This is a genomic window from Akkermansia muciniphila, from assembly GCF_002884975.1.
In the GTDB taxonomy this organism is placed as follows: Bacteria; Verrucomicrobiota; Verrucomicrobiia; order Verrucomicrobiales; family Akkermansiaceae; genus Akkermansia; species Akkermansia muciniphila_C.
On record NZ_PJKB01000003.1, the window covers coordinates 188190 to 202505 of the forward strand.

Genomic DNA, 14316 nt, shown 5'->3' on the forward strand with positions numbered 1-14316 from the left:
GGAAGACCTTCTCACAGACACACACCAACCATAGAAAACAAATGAAGACCTATACTCTCCCCGTCATCGGCATCATGACTCTCGGAGCCGCCGCCTTTGCCGCTGCCACGCCTTCCACGGCATCCGCCGGAGACGTCCTGCTGGCCCGCGACAGTTTTTCCGCCTGCAAATGGCTCGGCGACCGTTTCAAGTGGTTCAATGCGGAACGGGATCACAAGAATCCCTACATCCAGGAGTTTAACGTTTCCCTGCGCATGCAGTACGGCATGGACTGGATTGACCCGAACGGCGAAGGGCGCGTGATGGGTGAGAAGGAAGGCAACGGACGCCGCTTCAACGACGAATGGCGCCGCTTCCGCGCCGGATTCAACATGAAGTTCCTGAAAAACTTCAAATTCAACAACGTCTGGAACATCGGCGGCATGGACGGTCTGGAAAGTTATAACGCGGAAGCCAACCGCTGGGACACCTCCGACCTGACCTACTCCCTGTATGAACTGAATCTGGAATACAAGGGCGGCCCCGTCACCTACGCTATCGGCAAAATGAAGCCGCGCATCACCGGGGAATACCGCACCTCCTCCTCCGCCATCCTGACCATTGAACGCTCCATGCTGGTCAACCAGCTCCGCTCGGAAACCAACTACGGGTTCCAGGTGAACAATTCCGACAAGAAGGACAGGCTGGGCTGGGCCGCGGGCATCTGGATGAACGGCAACGGAGGCACGGGCACCGGAACGTTCAACAACCGCATTGAACCCGCCTTCAATTCCCAGGACAATTGCTTTATAACCGGAACGCTGAGCTATGACACGTCCAACGATGTCTTCCTGAAGAAGAGCCGCCTGTGGCTGGACTACGCGCACAACTTCACCAAGTGGGGGGACGACGCCCGGAACAAGGCGTACGACAAGCTGCATGACTACAGCTTCAAGTCCAAGTACCAGGGCACCGGAGCCAAGGACGTGGTAGCACTGACCTGGGAAGGCTCCCAGGGGGATTTCTCCCTGATGACGGAAGTGATGGCCGGGTTCAACGTCATCGGCATGAAGGCCGGGGCTGAAAACGTGTTCGGCGTGACCATCATGCCATCCTACAAATTTACGCCCAACTGGGAAGGCGTGCTCCGCTACCAGATGGCGGCCGGCAGCAACGCCGTGAAGTGGGAAAAACGCTACACGCAGAACTCCACGTACTCCGGCACGTCCGACTGCATGCAGGCCCTGTACCTGGGCGTCAATTACTACATCTTTGAATGCAACCCGAACATGGCCAAGATCATGGCGGGCGTCGAATACGCCCATTCCAACGGCACGGACTCCAGCAAGCAGAAAGGCTTCACCGGCTGGAGCTACAACATCGCGTTCCGCACCAACTTCTAACTTATCCCGGCGCATCTGCGTCCGTTTCCGGAAGCCGTTCCTCCTGCGGGGGAGCGGCTTTATTCATGGACCGGCATAAAAATACCGGAACCGCTCCAGAGAAAACGGACGCAATAAACCCAGCGGAGGTTCTATACTCTCAAAGCCGTATATCCGGCAGCGTCTCTGACTTCAGGGTAATCAGCTTGGGCTGGGCGGTGTATTCACGGCCCTTTTTAAGCAGTCCTCCCGCGCTCACCAGGGTCTGGAGCTTTTCATAAATGCGCAGCCGCAGGATTTCCTCGCCGCCCAGGGACATATGCTTCTCTTTCATCACGATAACGGTACGCTGGAAAATATCGTTGAATTCCAGCATGCCCGCTTCATGAAGAATGACAATAAGCTCATCCGTCACCAAATCCGGTGTTTTGCGCGAGGAACGTGATCTCCTATCCTCCAGCATGATGATAGAACATTATCATGACACACTTCCAGGCGTCAAGTTGATAACTCCCGCACCATTTCGCGCCGGAAATGCCAAAAGACCACCATGAAGCGCCGCACGCCTCTACAATGTTCCCAAATGCTTTTTTTCTGACACGGCCCTGATGGTGAAAATCACTTTCACAACTAAGCCGTGTACGCCCCGTCACCGCCCCGCCAGCCTTGGCGCGTTCACGCCGCCCACCAGCAGCACGATTTCCCCCTTGGGGGCACGTTCCGCAAATTCCGCCGCCAGACAGGAAGCGGGGCCGCGGTGGTAGGTTTCAAAGGTTTTGGTCAGTTCCCTGGCTACGCAGACGGGCACGTCCGGATCCAGCGCCGCCAGAGACTGCACGGTTTTGACGATGCGGTGGGGGGATTCATAAAAGATGCTCGTGTGGCTGGCTTCCACCGCCGCCTGGAGCATGGCCCCTTTCCTGCCGGATTTGACAGGCAGAAAGCCGCCAAAGAAGAAGGCGTCCGTAGGCAGTCCGGAACCCACCAGCGCCGTCACCACGGCGGACGGTCCGGGCAGCACGGTGAAGCTGACTTCCTTTTCCTTGAGCGTCTGGATGAGGCGGTACCCCGGGTCACTCACACCCGGCATTCCCGCATCACTGATCACGGCGAAGCTTTCCCCGCCGGCGGCACGGGCGGCGATTTCCCCGGCGCGGGATTGCTCGTTGTGGTCATGCATGCTCATCAGCGGCTTCCGGATTTCATAATGGGAGAGCAGGAGGCCGGAATGGCGGGTGTCTTCACACGCAATGACGTCTACCTTGCGCAGCACGTCCAGCGCCCGCAGGGTGATGTCCGCCCGGTTGCCGATCGGTACCGGGACAAAGTAAACGCTATATTCCACTTCCGCCATAAGCAAGGATGATCCGGAACAGTAAGGGGCTATCCGTTGGTAAGGGTTTCCGCTATGGAGGTGGCCACCAGCCGCGCCGCATAGGAGAGGGCGTTGGTCCGTGCCGTCTGGATGTTGCCCAGGTCAAAGAACTGGCTCGTTTCCTCCGCAGAGCTGGCGTACAGGACCTCGTTCGTCCTGCCGTCCACCACACGGTATTTGACGGCCAGGCGCAGGCCCAGCTCCGTACTTTTATAGGTGTCTTCCCGGCTTGAACGCAGCTGGTCAAAGGTGATGGAGTATACTTCCCCCTCCACCCGGATGTCCGCCCCGGAGCGGGTACTCAGCTTGTAGGTGCCGTCCCGCTGGAGTTCATCCGCCAGAGCGCCGGTCACCAGTGTGGCGGCGCGGGGTTCCAGGGAGTTGTTGGCAAAGAGGCAGACCTGGACGGTTTTCGCAAATTCCAGCTTGGGCGGCTTGGTGCCCCCCAGCTGGTAGCCGCAGGAACCGGCGAGCAGGCACAGGGCGGGCAGAAGGAGTTTAAACATGTGCCGGATGCGGTTCATGCGGAGGGAGGGTTCCTGTTATTTGCTGGTGACGCCCAGTTTTTTCAGGCGCGCCTTCGCCGTAGCGGCGGCGGCGGGATTGATGCTGCCCTTGGAGGCCACTTCCTGGTAGCAGAAGATGGCCGCATTGGTATCCTTCATCTTGGTAAGGTAGTATTCCGCCACTTCCAGCTGCTGGGAGACCAGTTCACGCTTCATGGCGGCCAGGTCGGAGCGGGCGGCCCCGGCGCGGGAGCTGTTGGGATAGCGCTGGAGATAGTCTTCATACGCTTCCTGGGCGCGGGCCACATTGACGTGGTTGCGGTCCCCGTCAGCGGCGGCCTGGCGGTACAGGGTGGCTATCTGGAGCTGGGCCGTGGGGGCCAGCGGGGAATGCGGGTGGTTGTCCACCAGGTTCTGGTATGCTTCAATGGCCTCCTTCATCCGGCCGCGGGCGGCCAGGTAGCTGCCCAGCACGTTCATGGCCTGCGGGGCGGTGGGGGCGTACGGGGCGTTGTCGCGCACGTGGTTCAGCCATTCCGTGACGTTCTTGGGGTCCATCCTGACGTCAAACATCCATAGCACGCGGTTGGTCAGCGCGCCGCTCGCCGCGCCGAAGGCCATTTCCTTCTGCCGCTCCATGGCCTGCTTGTACAGCGGACTGTCCGGGTGACGGTCAATGAGCTTCTGGTACTGGTCAAAGGCATCCGCAGGTTCCTTGCGGGCTTCATAGAGTTCCGCCATTCTGAACCGGGCCTGCGGCGCTTCCTTGGAAAGGGGGTGCTTTTCCACCACCCTCCTGTATTTCTTGATGGCGCCGGAGAGATCGTTCTTCGCTTCCTTCGCCCTGGCTTCCTGCATCAGGGCGATGGCCTGCTGGTCCACCATGCGGACGGTTCCGGGGGGAGGGGGCGCTTCCGAAGAACACTGGCACAGCACCAGCGTTCCGGAGACGGCGGCCATCATGACAAGCAGCTTTTTCACATTCATGACTTTACAGCAGAAAAAGAGGGCGCGTCAACCCGGTGAACGCAGATTGACGCGCAAAAAAGAGTTAATGGCCCTTGCCGTACACGGCTTCAGCGTCAAAAACAACGCCTCCGTCAGCTTCGCGCAGCGTGACGGGTTCCCCCTGGGGCTGGGACTTCAGTTCGTCGCCAAAAGGCACGGAACGGTAGAAGCAGGAGTGGTGTCCGGTGTGGCAGGCCCCGGCGCCGCACTGGTCCACCAGCACGATCAGGGCATCCTGGTCACAGTCAATCAGGATTTGCTTCACCTTCTGCACGTGGCCGCTGGTCGCGCCCTTGTGCCAGATTTCCTGGCGGCTGCGGGAATAGTAAACGGCTTCCCCCAGCTCCATGGTCATGCGCAGGGATTCCGCGTTCATGTAGGCCAGCATCAGCGGTTCATGGGTAACGTGGTCCATGGCGAGGGCCGGAATCAGGCCGTTCTGGTCAAATTTGGGGGCGAATTCCACGCCTTTTTCCACATTCACCTTGCCGCGGTCGGCAAAGACAATCCGGGATGAGATGTCATTTTGTTCCATAACCGGGCCCCTTAGTACATGAAATATCCGACATATACCAATCTTTTCTGTTGCCCTGACGCAACGAAATGGTTTCATAGGGAGCGTATGGCATTCACGGCACCCCAAGCGTTCGACCTGCTCCGCACCGCCTTCTCCCGCAACCGGCTTCCCCATGCCCTGCTTATTGTGGGAGACGAACACCAGGGAGCCTCCCGCCTGATTCTTCAACTGCTGGAGCTGATGAACGGCATCCGGGCGGACCACCTGGACGGCGTGCGGGACGAGTACTGCCGCCTGGTGCGCCCCAAGTCCAAGTCACGCCGCATCCTGCGGGACGACATCCGCGCGGTGGAGCCCTTCCTGCAGCAGCGCGCGGCGGAGGGAAAATGGAAGATAGCCGTGTTCATGGATGCGGAGCGCATGAATGACGAGGCCGCCAACGCCTTCCTGAAGACCCTGGAAGAACCGCCCAGCCAGTGCCTGCTTATTCTGTCCACCTCCCAGCCGGACCAGCTTCTCCAGACCATCATTTCCCGCTGCGTGCGCGTCAACCTGCTGCAATCCGCGGAGTTCAGGCTCACCCCCATCCAGGAGGCCCTGCTGCCCCACTGGCTGGAGACCTGCCGCAACCTGGACAATGACCTGGCCGCGCTTGCCTTCCGCAGCAAGTTCGTGGACGTCATGACGGAGGCCAAGGCCGCCATCACCAAAAACCTGAACCAGGCCCTGAAGGATGAAGCGAAGGAAGCCGCCCAGGGCACGGACACCTCTGACTGGGAGTCCCGCAACAAGGACGCAAACGCCGCCCAGATAGAAACGGAATACCTGGAACAGCGCAACCAGGCCCTGGAACTGCTCATCAGCTGGTTCGGCCAGGCGGCCCTGATCGCCTCCGGCGCCCCGGAAGTCACGCCAATTCACCCGGAGGTGCGCACGCTGGCCGCGCAGATGCCCGTGAACGAATTGCTGAAGCGCATGGAAGCCCTCAACAGGCTCCGCGACGATTTGAATTTCAATATTCATGAAGCCCTGGCGCTGGATGTCCACCTGCTGGCCGCCGTCGGGTCTTCCTGAATGAAGACTCCCTCACCTCCCCTACCCCACTATGACCTACTACTCCCGTCTGCTGTTGTCAGCCGCCGTCTTCCTCGGCTGTTCGCCCGCCGTCCGCGCCGTCACCCCGGAAGAAGGAAGGCGCCTTTACCTGGAAGCGAAGGAAGGAAATGCGGAATCCCAGTACCGTATGGGCCTCTGCTTCCTGAAGGGAGATGGCGTCAAGCGCAGCCCCTCCCAGGCCAAATTCTGGTTTTCCAAGGCGGCCAGGCAGGGGCACCGCACGGCGGAACGCTCCCTGCGCCTGATTCCCAAAAAGGCTCCGCTGCCCGTGGACCCTTCCGCCGACCGCGCCACCCGGGAGAAGAAGGGGCTGGAATTGTATGAGTACCTGTACAAGCTGAAGGATTACAGGCCCGCGCGGGAAAGCACAACCACCTCCGTCACCATCAACGGCAAGAGGAAGTATGACAAGCTGCCGGAACAGGGAACGAAGCCGGAGCTTTCCAAAGTGAGCGCCTTCATCCGCGCCGGGGCGGACGTGAACTACCAGGGTGAGGGCATCAGGGGGGATAATTCCTGCGCTCTGGCCCTGGCGCTGGACATGCAGTTTTTTGAATTGGCGGACCTCCTGATTGCCAACGGGGCGGACGTCAATCTGGAAATTGGCCGGTCTGACGAGTATAAAAACGCTTCTTCCTCCCTTCTTGCCAGGCATTATTTCAATCCCAGGGCTCCGCAGGCAGCCTATCTGCTGGAGCACGGGGCGGACCCGGATTATGTGTGCAACGACGGCAAAACACTGCTGATTTCCGCCGCCAGGTACGGGAATGAGGAGAGCGTCAGGTTCCTGCTGGAAAACGGTGCGGACCCCAATAAACCCAACGGCAAGCCGCGGCTAGGCCATTACAAGCCGGCCAATTCGGAAACGGCCCTTTGGGTGCTCGCGGACGTTTCCGGCCTTCAGGAAAATTCCATAAACGCCGCCGCCAAATTGTTGATTGAGCACAAGGCGGACGTGAACTTCCGCGCCAGGGGCGGAGCCACTCCCCTGGACCGCGCCATCGCCACCGGAAAGAGCAGCCTGGCGCGCATCCTGAAAGAAGCAGGGGCCAAAACCTCCAGGGAATTAGACGGCAAATAAGGTGCGGAAGCTCAGCCTTTTTCCCCTCCCTGCCGGAGGCGGGGGACAAGAATTTCCTCATAGGCGCGGAATTTCTGCTCATACGTCAGCCGCGCCGCCGCCGGACTGGTGGAGGGCATCTGGATGATGGCAGGGGTTTCCCGGAGGAATAGTTCCGGAAAATACCGCTTGAGGTATTTATGGGAGGCGGTTCCGTTGCAGCAGACCGTGCAAATGCCGGGAAAACATTCCAGCAGGGCGGCAATGTCATTGGGCTGTTCCTGGGAGATGTGCTGGTCCAGGCTGCCGGGCCTGACGCCGGAGGCCACCACGTCCCACAGCCCCACCCCGCCCCGGTTGAGCAGGGACAGGCGTTCCCCATACGGCAAAGAGGGGTCAAAACCCAGCAGGGTGCCCATGATTTTCCAGAAGGCGTTGCGCGGATGGGCGTAATACTGGGCCTGCCGCAGGGATTCATCCCCCGGCAGGGAGCCGAGCACCAGCACGGAGCATTCCGGCGTGACGGAGGGAGGGAAGGAGCATTTCTTCACGGCGGGAAGCGGTCAGGGGTTCTGCATGCCGGAGTACCTGCGCACCTCCTTCATCCCCACCTCCTGCCGGAGCAGGGAGGAGAGCCACGGATGGCTTCCCACCGCGGGGGCCAGATTGAACCGTTCCGGCCTGGTGATGCGCGTGAAAATGACGCGCCTGATCTGGGATTTGGGCACCGTCTTGGCTCCGTAGCCGTCCGGCATGTTGGAGGACCAGAAGGTGACCGTGTCCCCGCCGTCCTTCACCAGGACGGTCAGGTGGCCGGATTCCCGGCGGCCAATGTGGTCCGTCCAGAATATCTTCATGAAGTCTCCGGGCCGGGCCTTCCGCCAGTCTTCAAAGTTGACGCCGGCGCCCAGCCTGTGCACCAGCACGGCCAGGCCGGGGCCATTGGCATTCGCCCAGCCCCACGGCCCTTCGCCGTCATGCTGGCCCAGGCGGGGAATGAGGGCCAGCCACGCGCGCTCGGAAATAACGGGCTGCGGCTGGGCGGCGTCCCATAGTTGCAGGGATTTTAAAAGGAGCAGGTAGCAGGCGGAGGAACAGAAGGAGGGGGTGGCCTCCCGGAGAAGGAAGACGGGACGGCGCGTGCGGGGGTCCCAGCGGCAGGTTTTCTGCGCCAGGGCTTCCATGGCCTCCCTGTTGATCTTGTAGCCTCCGCCCTTCCGGAATTGGGAAAGTCCGGCGCGCAGGGACTGGTACCAGGCGGCCTCTCCCGGAGTCATGGCCGCACCCCGGCCCGCGGGGGCGCGTTCCGCCGCCGTCACGGCTGCGGGCCACAGCAGCCCGAGGCAGCAAATCAATATCAGGGCATTCCTCATCCTTGCCCCACAGGGTATACGGGCGGCGGAAAATATCAAGGGCGGATTGCGCGCGCAGCGCTGTACGGAAAGGGAAAAAGGCCATAGCTTTTCCCCGGAATTCCTGTTGTTTTGTCTGGACTTATCGCAGAACGTCCCTTACTGTGCGTCAGGTCACGCGCCGGGTATGCGGAGCGGAGAGGCAACGCACCTTGGGCGGACCTTGTTTCCGGTATTTATTTTTAACCACCACGGACCACATAGAGGCATCATACCATGGCAAAACGCGAAGACATCCGCAAAATCCTCATCATCGGCTCAGGCCCCATCATCATCGGCCAGGCCTGCGAGTTCGACTACTCCGGCACCCAGGCCTGCAAGGCCCTGCGCGCTGAAGGCTACGACGTCGTTCTGGTGAACTCCAACCCCGCCACCATCATGACGGACCCCGGCATGGCGGACCACACCTACATTGAGCCTCTGACCGTGGACCGCATCACGGCCGTGATTGAAAAGGAACGCCCGGATGCCCTGCTGCCCAACCTCGGCGGCCAGACGGCCCTGAACCTGGCCTCCAAGCTGAACGAGGAAGGCATCCTGAAGCAGTACAACGTGGAAGTCATCGGCGTGGACCTGGAAGCCATCGCCCGCGGTGAGGACCGCATCATCTTCAAGGAAACCATGGACAAGATCGGCGTGCCGGTGGCCAAGTCCGAACCCGTCTATACCGTGGAGGAAGCGGAAAAGGTGGCCGCCGAGCTGGGGTACCCCGTCGTGCTCCGCCCCGCCTACACCATGGGCGGCACGGGCGGCGGCATCGTGTACAATGTGGAGGAACTGCGCCAGATCGTCCCCCGCGGCCTGGCCGCCTCACTGATCAACCAGGTGCTGGTGGAAGAATGCGTGCTGGGCTGGGAAGAACTGGAACTGGAAGTCGTGCGTGACGCCAAGGGCGAGAAGATCACCGTCTGCTTCATTGAAAACGTGGACCCCATGGGCGTGCACACCGGGGACAGCTTCTGCGTGGCCCCCATGCTGACCGTTCCGCAGGAAGTGCAGGACAGGCTTCAGGACTACTCCTACCGCATTCTGGACGCCATCGGCGTCACGGGCGGCACGAACGTGCAGTTTGCCCACAACCGTGAGGACAACCGCATCATCGTTATTGAAATCAATCCCCGCACGTCCCGCTCCTCCGCCCTGGCCTCCAAGGCCACCGGCTTCCCCATCGCCTCCGTCTCCACCAAGCTGGCCTCCGGCATCACGATGGACGAGCTGCCCTACTGGCGCAAGGGCTCCCTGGAAAAGTACGAGCCTTACGGCGACTACGTAGTCGTCAAGTTCGCCCGCTGGGCCTTTGAAAAGTTCCCCAAGGCAGCCGACAAGCTGGGTACCCAGATGAAGGCCGTGGGGGAAGTGATGAGCATCGGCCAGAACTTCAAGGAAGCCTTCCAGAAGGCCGTGCGCTCCCTGGAAATCGGCCGTGCCGGGCTGGGCCGCGTGAAGAAGCTGGAAGCCCTCACCACGCCGGAACTGCGTGAAAAGATCACGTACGGCAACAGCGAACGCTTCTTCCAGATTTATGAACTCCTGCGCCGCGGCGTGACCGTGGAGGAAATCGTGAAGCTGACCCGCATCACCCCGTTCTTCATTGAACAGATGAAGGAACTGGCGGACTTTGACTTCTCCCTGGACGGCCAGGACTGGGATTCCCTGCCTGTGGAAACCCTGCGCCAGGCGAAGAAAATGGGCTTCTCCGACAAGTATCTGGCCCAGATCTTCAACGTGCCTGAAAAGGCCATCCGCACCCGCCGCCAGGAAAACGGCATCACTGCCGCCTACCGCATCGTGCCCGTCAGCGGCGTGGAACACGCGGAATACTACTACTCCACCTACAGCGGCGCAGAGGATGAAGTGCCCGTGAACGACAAGAAGAAGATCATGATCCTGGGCGGCGGTCCCAACCGCATCGGCCAGGGCATTGAGTTCGACTACACCTGCGTGCACGCCGCCTTCACCCTGCGCGACAACGGGTATGAATCCATCATGGTGAACTGCAACCCGGAAACGGTCTCCACGGACTTTGACACGGCCAACAAGCTGTACTTTGAACCCGTGACCGTGGAAGACGTGCTGGCTATTTACGAGAAGGAAAAGCCGGAAGGCGTCATCGTCCAGTTCGGCGGCCAGACCCCGCTCAACATCGCCCAGGCCCTCAAGGACGCCGGGGTGAAGATCATGGGCACCCAGCCGGAAGGCATCCGCCTGGCGGAAGACCGCGAATACTTCCGCGAACGCATGATCGCCCTGAATATTCTCCAGCCGGAAAGCGGCACCGCCCGCTCCCTGGAAGAAGCCGTGGAACTGGGCCGCCAGATCGGCTACCCGGTGATGGTGCGCCCCTCCTTCGTGCTGGGCGGACGCGGCATGGAAGTCATTTACGATGAAGAAAACCTGAAGCGCTACGGCGTGGAGGCCATCCAGGTCAGCCCGGAATACCCCATGCTGATCGACCGCTTCCTGGACAACGCCATTGAAGCGGAAGTGGACGCGCTGGCCGACGGCACGGACACCTTCGTGGCCACCGTGATGGAACACATTGAGCTGGCCGGCATCCACTCCGGGGACTCCGCCTGCGCCATTCCTCCCGTGACCATCGCCCCCAAGCACGTCCGCACTATTGAGGAACACGCCGCCAAGATCGCCAAGGACTTCCAGGTGAAGGGCATCCTGAACGTGCAGTTCGCCATCTGCGATGACGAGGTATACATCATTGAAGCCAACCCCCGCGCCTCCCGCACGGTGCCCATCGTCTCCAAGGTCACGGGCATCTCCATGGCGCGCCACGCCACGGAAATCATGCTGGGCAAGAAGCTCAAGGACCTGGGGCTGAAGCCGCGCGCCTGCCGCTTCATCGGCGTGAAGGAAGCCGTCTTCCCGTTCAACATGTTCCCGGAAGTGGACCCCGTCCTGGGACCGGAAATGCGCGCCACGGGTGAAGTCATGGGCATTGCGGACAACTTCGGCATGGCCTACTACAAGGCCCAGGAAGCCGCAGGCTGCATCCTGCCCACCTCCGGCAAGGTGCTCGTCACCGTCTCCGACCGTGACAAGAAGTTCATTGAACCCATCGCCCGGGACCTCATCTCCCTGGGCTTCAAGATCGTCTCCACCGGAGGCACCGCGGAATACCTGCGCGGCCAGGGCGTGGAAACGGAAGTGGTCAACAAGCTGCATGAAGGCCGCCCGAACCTGGGCGACATGATCACCAACAAGCAGATTGACCTGATCATCAACACTCCGGTGGACCGCACCAGCATGATTGACGACTCCTTCATCCGCATGCAGTCCATCCAGAAGAAGATTCCGTACATGACTACCATCGCCGCCGCCAGGGCCACGGTGGAGGGCATCCGCTCCGCACAGCACGTGAAGGTGTCCCCCCGCTCTCTCCAGGAATATCATTCCTGAACGCGGATGGCGCCAGCCATTTAAAAGGAATGCCCCGCATGCGTCTCCTGCATGCGGGGCATTTTTTTAACCGGAAATCCTATTGCCGGGTGACTTTCAGGCGCAGGAAGCGGCGCGCGTTTCCGCCGTGCACGGGCTCCGGGTCTTCAAAAACCGCTTTCGTTTTTCCCTTTGTTTCCATGACTTGAACGGGCACCCACGTTTCCAGATCAGGGGAACACTCCACGGAATGCTCCACGTCAACGGTCTCCGGATTAACGGGCCATTCAAGCACAAGGCGGCTGTCGCCGTCCTCCTTTTCCCTGACTGTAAGCCGGGTAACGCTTCCGCATGGCTTGAGCGGGTCAAGCCCCGTGGCGTACTTCACCAGATTGGAAATGCCGTCCCCCGCCGGGCATGCGTCCGGAGCCATTTGATCCTCCGGCGTTCCGGCCGGAGAGGGTTTCCGGCACGACCCAGGACACATTGGAAGCAACGTTCCATGCGCCCCCCCTGCCCAGGGAAACGGTCGCCCATAAAGAACCGGCCACACAGCATAAGTTGCTTGGTATAAAAATCAGCCCTTGACGCCGGATTAAAAATCCGGCCATTGCCGTTAACCGTTTCCGGCTCTTCTTTTACGGCATTTCCCCAAGGGAATTATGCCTCTGTTATCTCCGCACAAACCAGCGTGGCGTTGTCCTGGTTGGGAGCGCCATCCCTGATGATGCCGTCCAGCACGGAACGCACCAATTCCTCCGCGGAAAGCATGGACAGGTAACGCATGCCGGCAGGCCCCAGGGAGTCCAGGTAAGGCCCCACTCCGTCACTGGCCACCAGCAGGCGGTCTCCCGGCAGCAGGGAGAAACAGTCATCCCTCAGGTCCACGTGGGGCACCTCCTTCCCCATCAGGGCGGAAGTCAGGGAATGGCGCGCGGGATGGCACAAGGCCTCCTCCCTGGTGATGGAGCCTTCCTCCACCATCTGTTCCAATTCCGAGGAATATTGGTGCAGTGCATTGAGCAAAAACATTTGTTCCTCCCGGACCAGCAGGAGAAGGGAATCCCCCACGCTGGCCCAGCGCAGCCCCTCCGCGCCAATCCAGGCGGCTACCAGGGTAGTGCCCATTTCATCGTTGGAGCCTCTCTTTTTCCGGGCAATCCGCACCTGTTCATTGGCCGCGTGCACGGCGTCCTTCAGCCTCTTTCCGGGGGCGGCACGCCCCTCCCGTTCAAACGTCCGTGAAAATCCTTCCACGGCGGCACGGCTGGCCAGCTCCCCTCCGGTATAGCCCCCCATGCCATCCGCCAGAACCATCACCAGCGCATCATCCGCCGCCAGGATGGAAAAGGAATCCTGCTGATTGCTCCGGGCACCCAGAATCTGGTCCCCATGTAATCCGGACACCAGGAAAGGTTCTTGAGAAGAAGGCTGCTGCATCATGTGGGAGTTTATTCTAACATATCCCTTTTCCTGAAGAAAGCGGGAAGATGGCGAGGGAAGCAGTTGCTGCGCCGGCACTCCTCTCCGGGCCAGCCACGGAAAGCTTTCCACCCATCACCGGACGGATACTCTCCATCTGTCTGCTCCCGGCCGGACGGCAGGGCATCCACCGGAGATTATCCAAGATAGGCAACGGTTTCATGGGGAATCGTGAGCTTTCCACCCGTTTGGAAGCGGCCAAACAGGTGATTGAGAGCTTCCAGCCACGCGGCATAGCCCTCTTCCCGCTCTCCGGGGGAATAGGAAGAGGAAAGCATGCGCCTGATGTACTGTTCCCGTGTATAAGACAGCTCGTTCGGAAAACGGAAAACCTGGAAATGGTGGTCAAAAAAATCGGCTATCCTCTCCTGAAGATCCGCCAGTCCTCCGCTGAACCCGTAAAACCGGGGACAGTACAGGCGATGGATGCGCCCTTCCTCCAGAACCGCCGGAGCGTCTTCCACCCTGGAATTCCAGATCAGGGCAATCTTTCCTCCCGGAACCAGGATGCGGCGGCATTCCCGTTTAAACGCGGCAGCATCAAACCAGTGGAATGCCTGCGCTGCCGTCACCAGGTCTACGGAAGCATCCGGAAGCAGGGTATGTTCCGCCGTGCCGGGCACGGAATGGAAAAGGGGAAACTCCCTCAACAGCCTCTCCGCTTCTTCCCTCATGTCATTATTGGGTTCCACGCCATACACGGTCCAGCCGCGCTCCAGCATGGCGCGGGACAGAATGCCCGTGCCGGAGCCCGCATCCGCTGCGCGGAGGGGTGCCCCCCCTTCTTCCTGCGCCAGCATGTCAAGGAGCGCCTCCGGATAACCGCGGCGGCCCTGGGTGTAGGAAGCGGCTTTTCCGGTGAATTTGCCTGTATTATCCATCACTTCGTCGGGAAATGTTTTTTCCGGGTTCAAAGGTAAAACGCCGCCGCACCGCTTTGCCAGCGCCAATCCCGTTCCATGGCGCAGAAAAATCTTTCTGCCAAAATCCTGTCACAATCTTCCGTCTCACTTTCTCCACGGCTTTCCGTGCCTGTGCCGCGAACCCTGGCAGGAGCAGCGCCGGTGCCCACTCCCGGCTTTACAAGTC

14 protein-coding genes are annotated in these 14316 nt (G+C 60.5%); 4 read left to right on the forward strand and 10 right to left on the reverse strand.

Annotated features, from left to right (window positions below):
• Nucleotides 1–41: 41 nt before the first annotated feature.
• The gene (locus tag CXU21_RS10685; protein ID WP_102712463.1) at nucleotides 42–1382 is read left to right on the forward strand and encodes a porin; all 1341 of its coding nucleotides are present in this window, start codon (nucleotides 42–44) and stop codon (nucleotides 1380–1382) included.
• Between the two features lie 139 nt (nucleotides 1383–1521).
• Here CXU21_RS10685 and CXU21_RS10690 read toward each other — a convergent pair whose 3' ends face one another.
• From CXU21_RS10690 to hisI, 5 genes are all read right to left on the reverse strand, one after another.
• Nucleotides 1522–1776, reverse strand: coding sequence for a hypothetical protein (locus tag CXU21_RS10690; protein WP_146017058.1), 255 nt, complete (start codon nucleotides 1774–1776; stop codon nucleotides 1522–1524).
• Nucleotides 1777–2010: 234 nt separating this feature from the next.
• Nucleotides 2011–2715 carry a 16S rRNA (cytidine(1402)-2'-O)-methyltransferase gene (rsmI, locus tag CXU21_RS10695; RefSeq protein ID WP_102726020.1) on the reverse strand — a complete coding sequence of 235 codons (705 nt, stop codon included), beginning with the start codon at nucleotides 2713–2715 and terminating at the stop codon, nucleotides 2011–2013.
• Nucleotides 2716–2744: 29 nt separating this feature from the next.
• On the reverse strand, nucleotides 2745–3242 hold the full coding sequence (gene lptE / locus CXU21_RS10700; RefSeq protein WP_180972308.1) for an LptE family protein: 498 nt from the start codon (nucleotides 3240–3242) through the stop codon (nucleotides 2745–2747).
• A 36-nt stretch (nucleotides 3243–3278) separates the two neighbouring features.
• Nucleotides 3279–4229, reverse strand: coding sequence for an outer membrane protein assembly factor BamD (locus CXU21_RS10705; protein WP_102712471.1), 951 nt, complete (start codon nucleotides 4227–4229; stop codon nucleotides 3279–3281).
• 64 nt (nucleotides 4230–4293) lie between these two features.
• A complete protein-coding gene (gene hisI / locus CXU21_RS10710) occupies nucleotides 4294–4785 on the reverse strand; it encodes a phosphoribosyl-AMP cyclohydrolase (protein WP_102726021.1) in 492 nt (163 codons plus the stop codon).
• A gap of 87 nt (nucleotides 4786–4872) precedes the next feature.
• Between hisI and CXU21_RS10715 the strand changes: the two genes are divergently transcribed.
• Together CXU21_RS10715 and CXU21_RS10720 are read left to right on the forward strand one after the other, a co-directional pair.
• A complete protein-coding gene (locus CXU21_RS10715; protein ID WP_180972780.1) occupies nucleotides 4873–5841 on the forward strand; it encodes a hypothetical protein in 969 nt (322 codons plus the stop codon).
• Between the two features lie 31 nt (nucleotides 5842–5872).
• Nucleotides 5873–6964 carry an ankyrin repeat domain-containing protein gene (locus CXU21_RS10720; protein WP_102726023.1) on the forward strand — a complete coding sequence of 364 codons (1092 nt, stop codon included), beginning with the start codon at nucleotides 5873–5875 and terminating at the stop codon, nucleotides 6962–6964.
• 11 nt (nucleotides 6965–6975) lie between these two features.
• On the opposite strand, the gene CXU21_RS10725 is transcribed toward CXU21_RS10720, so the two are convergent.
• Nucleotides 6976–7494 (reverse strand): DNA-deoxyinosine glycosylase, encoded by a 519-nt coding sequence (locus tag CXU21_RS10725; RefSeq protein ID WP_102726024.1) that lies wholly within the window; start codon nucleotides 7492–7494, stop codon nucleotides 6976–6978.
• Between the two features lie 12 nt (nucleotides 7495–7506).
• The gene (locus CXU21_RS10730; RefSeq protein ID WP_102726025.1) at nucleotides 7507–8316 is read right to left on the reverse strand and encodes a hypothetical protein; all 810 of its coding nucleotides are present in this window, start codon (nucleotides 8314–8316) and stop codon (nucleotides 7507–7509) included.
• A 255-nt stretch (nucleotides 8317–8571) separates the two neighbouring features.
• Here CXU21_RS10730 and carB point away from each other — a divergent pair, with 255 nt between their 5' ends.
• Nucleotides 8572–11766, forward strand: coding sequence for a carbamoyl-phosphate synthase large subunit (carB, locus tag CXU21_RS10735; RefSeq protein WP_102712483.1), 3195 nt, complete (start codon nucleotides 8572–8574; stop codon nucleotides 11764–11766).
• Between the two features lie 79 nt (nucleotides 11767–11845).
• On the opposite strand, the gene CXU21_RS10740 is transcribed toward carB, so the two are convergent.
• From CXU21_RS10740 to CXU21_RS10750, 3 genes are all read right to left on the reverse strand, one after another.
• Nucleotides 11846–12178: a hypothetical protein gene (locus CXU21_RS10740; RefSeq protein WP_102726026.1), complete on the reverse strand. Its 333-nt coding sequence runs from the start codon at nucleotides 12176–12178 to the stop codon at nucleotides 11846–11848.
• Nucleotides 12179–12405: 227 nt separating this feature from the next.
• Nucleotides 12406–13152, reverse strand: a complete 747-nt coding sequence (locus CXU21_RS10745; RefSeq protein ID WP_180972781.1) for a PP2C family protein-serine/threonine phosphatase — start codon at nucleotides 13150–13152, stop codon at nucleotides 12406–12408.
• Nucleotides 13153–13364: 212 nt separating this feature from the next.
• On the reverse strand, nucleotides 13365–14108 hold the full coding sequence (locus tag CXU21_RS10750; protein ID WP_257997395.1) for a class I SAM-dependent methyltransferase: 744 nt from the start codon (nucleotides 14106–14108) through the stop codon (nucleotides 13365–13367).
• Between the last annotated feature and the right edge of the window lie 208 nt (nucleotides 14109–14316).

Bases quoted from the DNA above. Each gene is read 5' to 3' on its own strand.
- CXU21_RS10685 (WP_102712463.1), top strand. From the start codon at position 42: ATGAAGACCTATACTCTCCCCGTCATCGGCATCATGACTCTCGGAGCC.
- rsmI (WP_102726020.1), bottom strand. From the start codon at position 2,715: ATGGCGGAAGTGGAATATAGCGTTTACTTTGTCCCGGTACCGATCGGC.
- lptE (WP_180972308.1), bottom strand. From the start codon at position 3,242: ATGTTTAAACTCCTTCTGCCCGCCCTGTGCCTGCTCGCCGGTTCCTGC.
- CXU21_RS10705 (WP_102712471.1), bottom strand. From the start codon at position 4,229: ATGAATGTGAAAAAGCTGCTTGTCATGATGGCCGCCGTCTCCGGAACG.
- hisI (WP_102726021.1), bottom strand. From the start codon at position 4,785: ATGGAACAAAATGACATCTCATCCCGGATTGTCTTTGCCGACCGCGGC.
- CXU21_RS10715 (WP_180972780.1), top strand. From the start codon at position 4,873: ATGGCATTCACGGCACCCCAAGCGTTCGACCTGCTCCGCACCGCCTTC.
- CXU21_RS10720 (WP_102726023.1), top strand. From the start codon at position 5,873: ATGACCTACTACTCCCGTCTGCTGTTGTCAGCCGCCGTCTTCCTCGGC.
- CXU21_RS10730 (WP_102726025.1), bottom strand. From the start codon at position 8,316: ATGAGGAATGCCCTGATATTGATTTGCTGCCTCGGGCTGCTGTGGCCC.
- carB (WP_102712483.1), top strand. From the start codon at position 8,572: ATGGCAAAACGCGAAGACATCCGCAAAATCCTCATCATCGGCTCAGGC.
- CXU21_RS10740 (WP_102726026.1), bottom strand. From the start codon at position 12,178: ATGGCTCCGGACGCATGCCCGGCGGGGGACGGCATTTCCAATCTGGTG.
- CXU21_RS10750 (WP_257997395.1), bottom strand. From the start codon at position 14,108: ATGGATAATACAGGCAAATTCACCGGAAAAGCCGCTTCCTACACCCAG.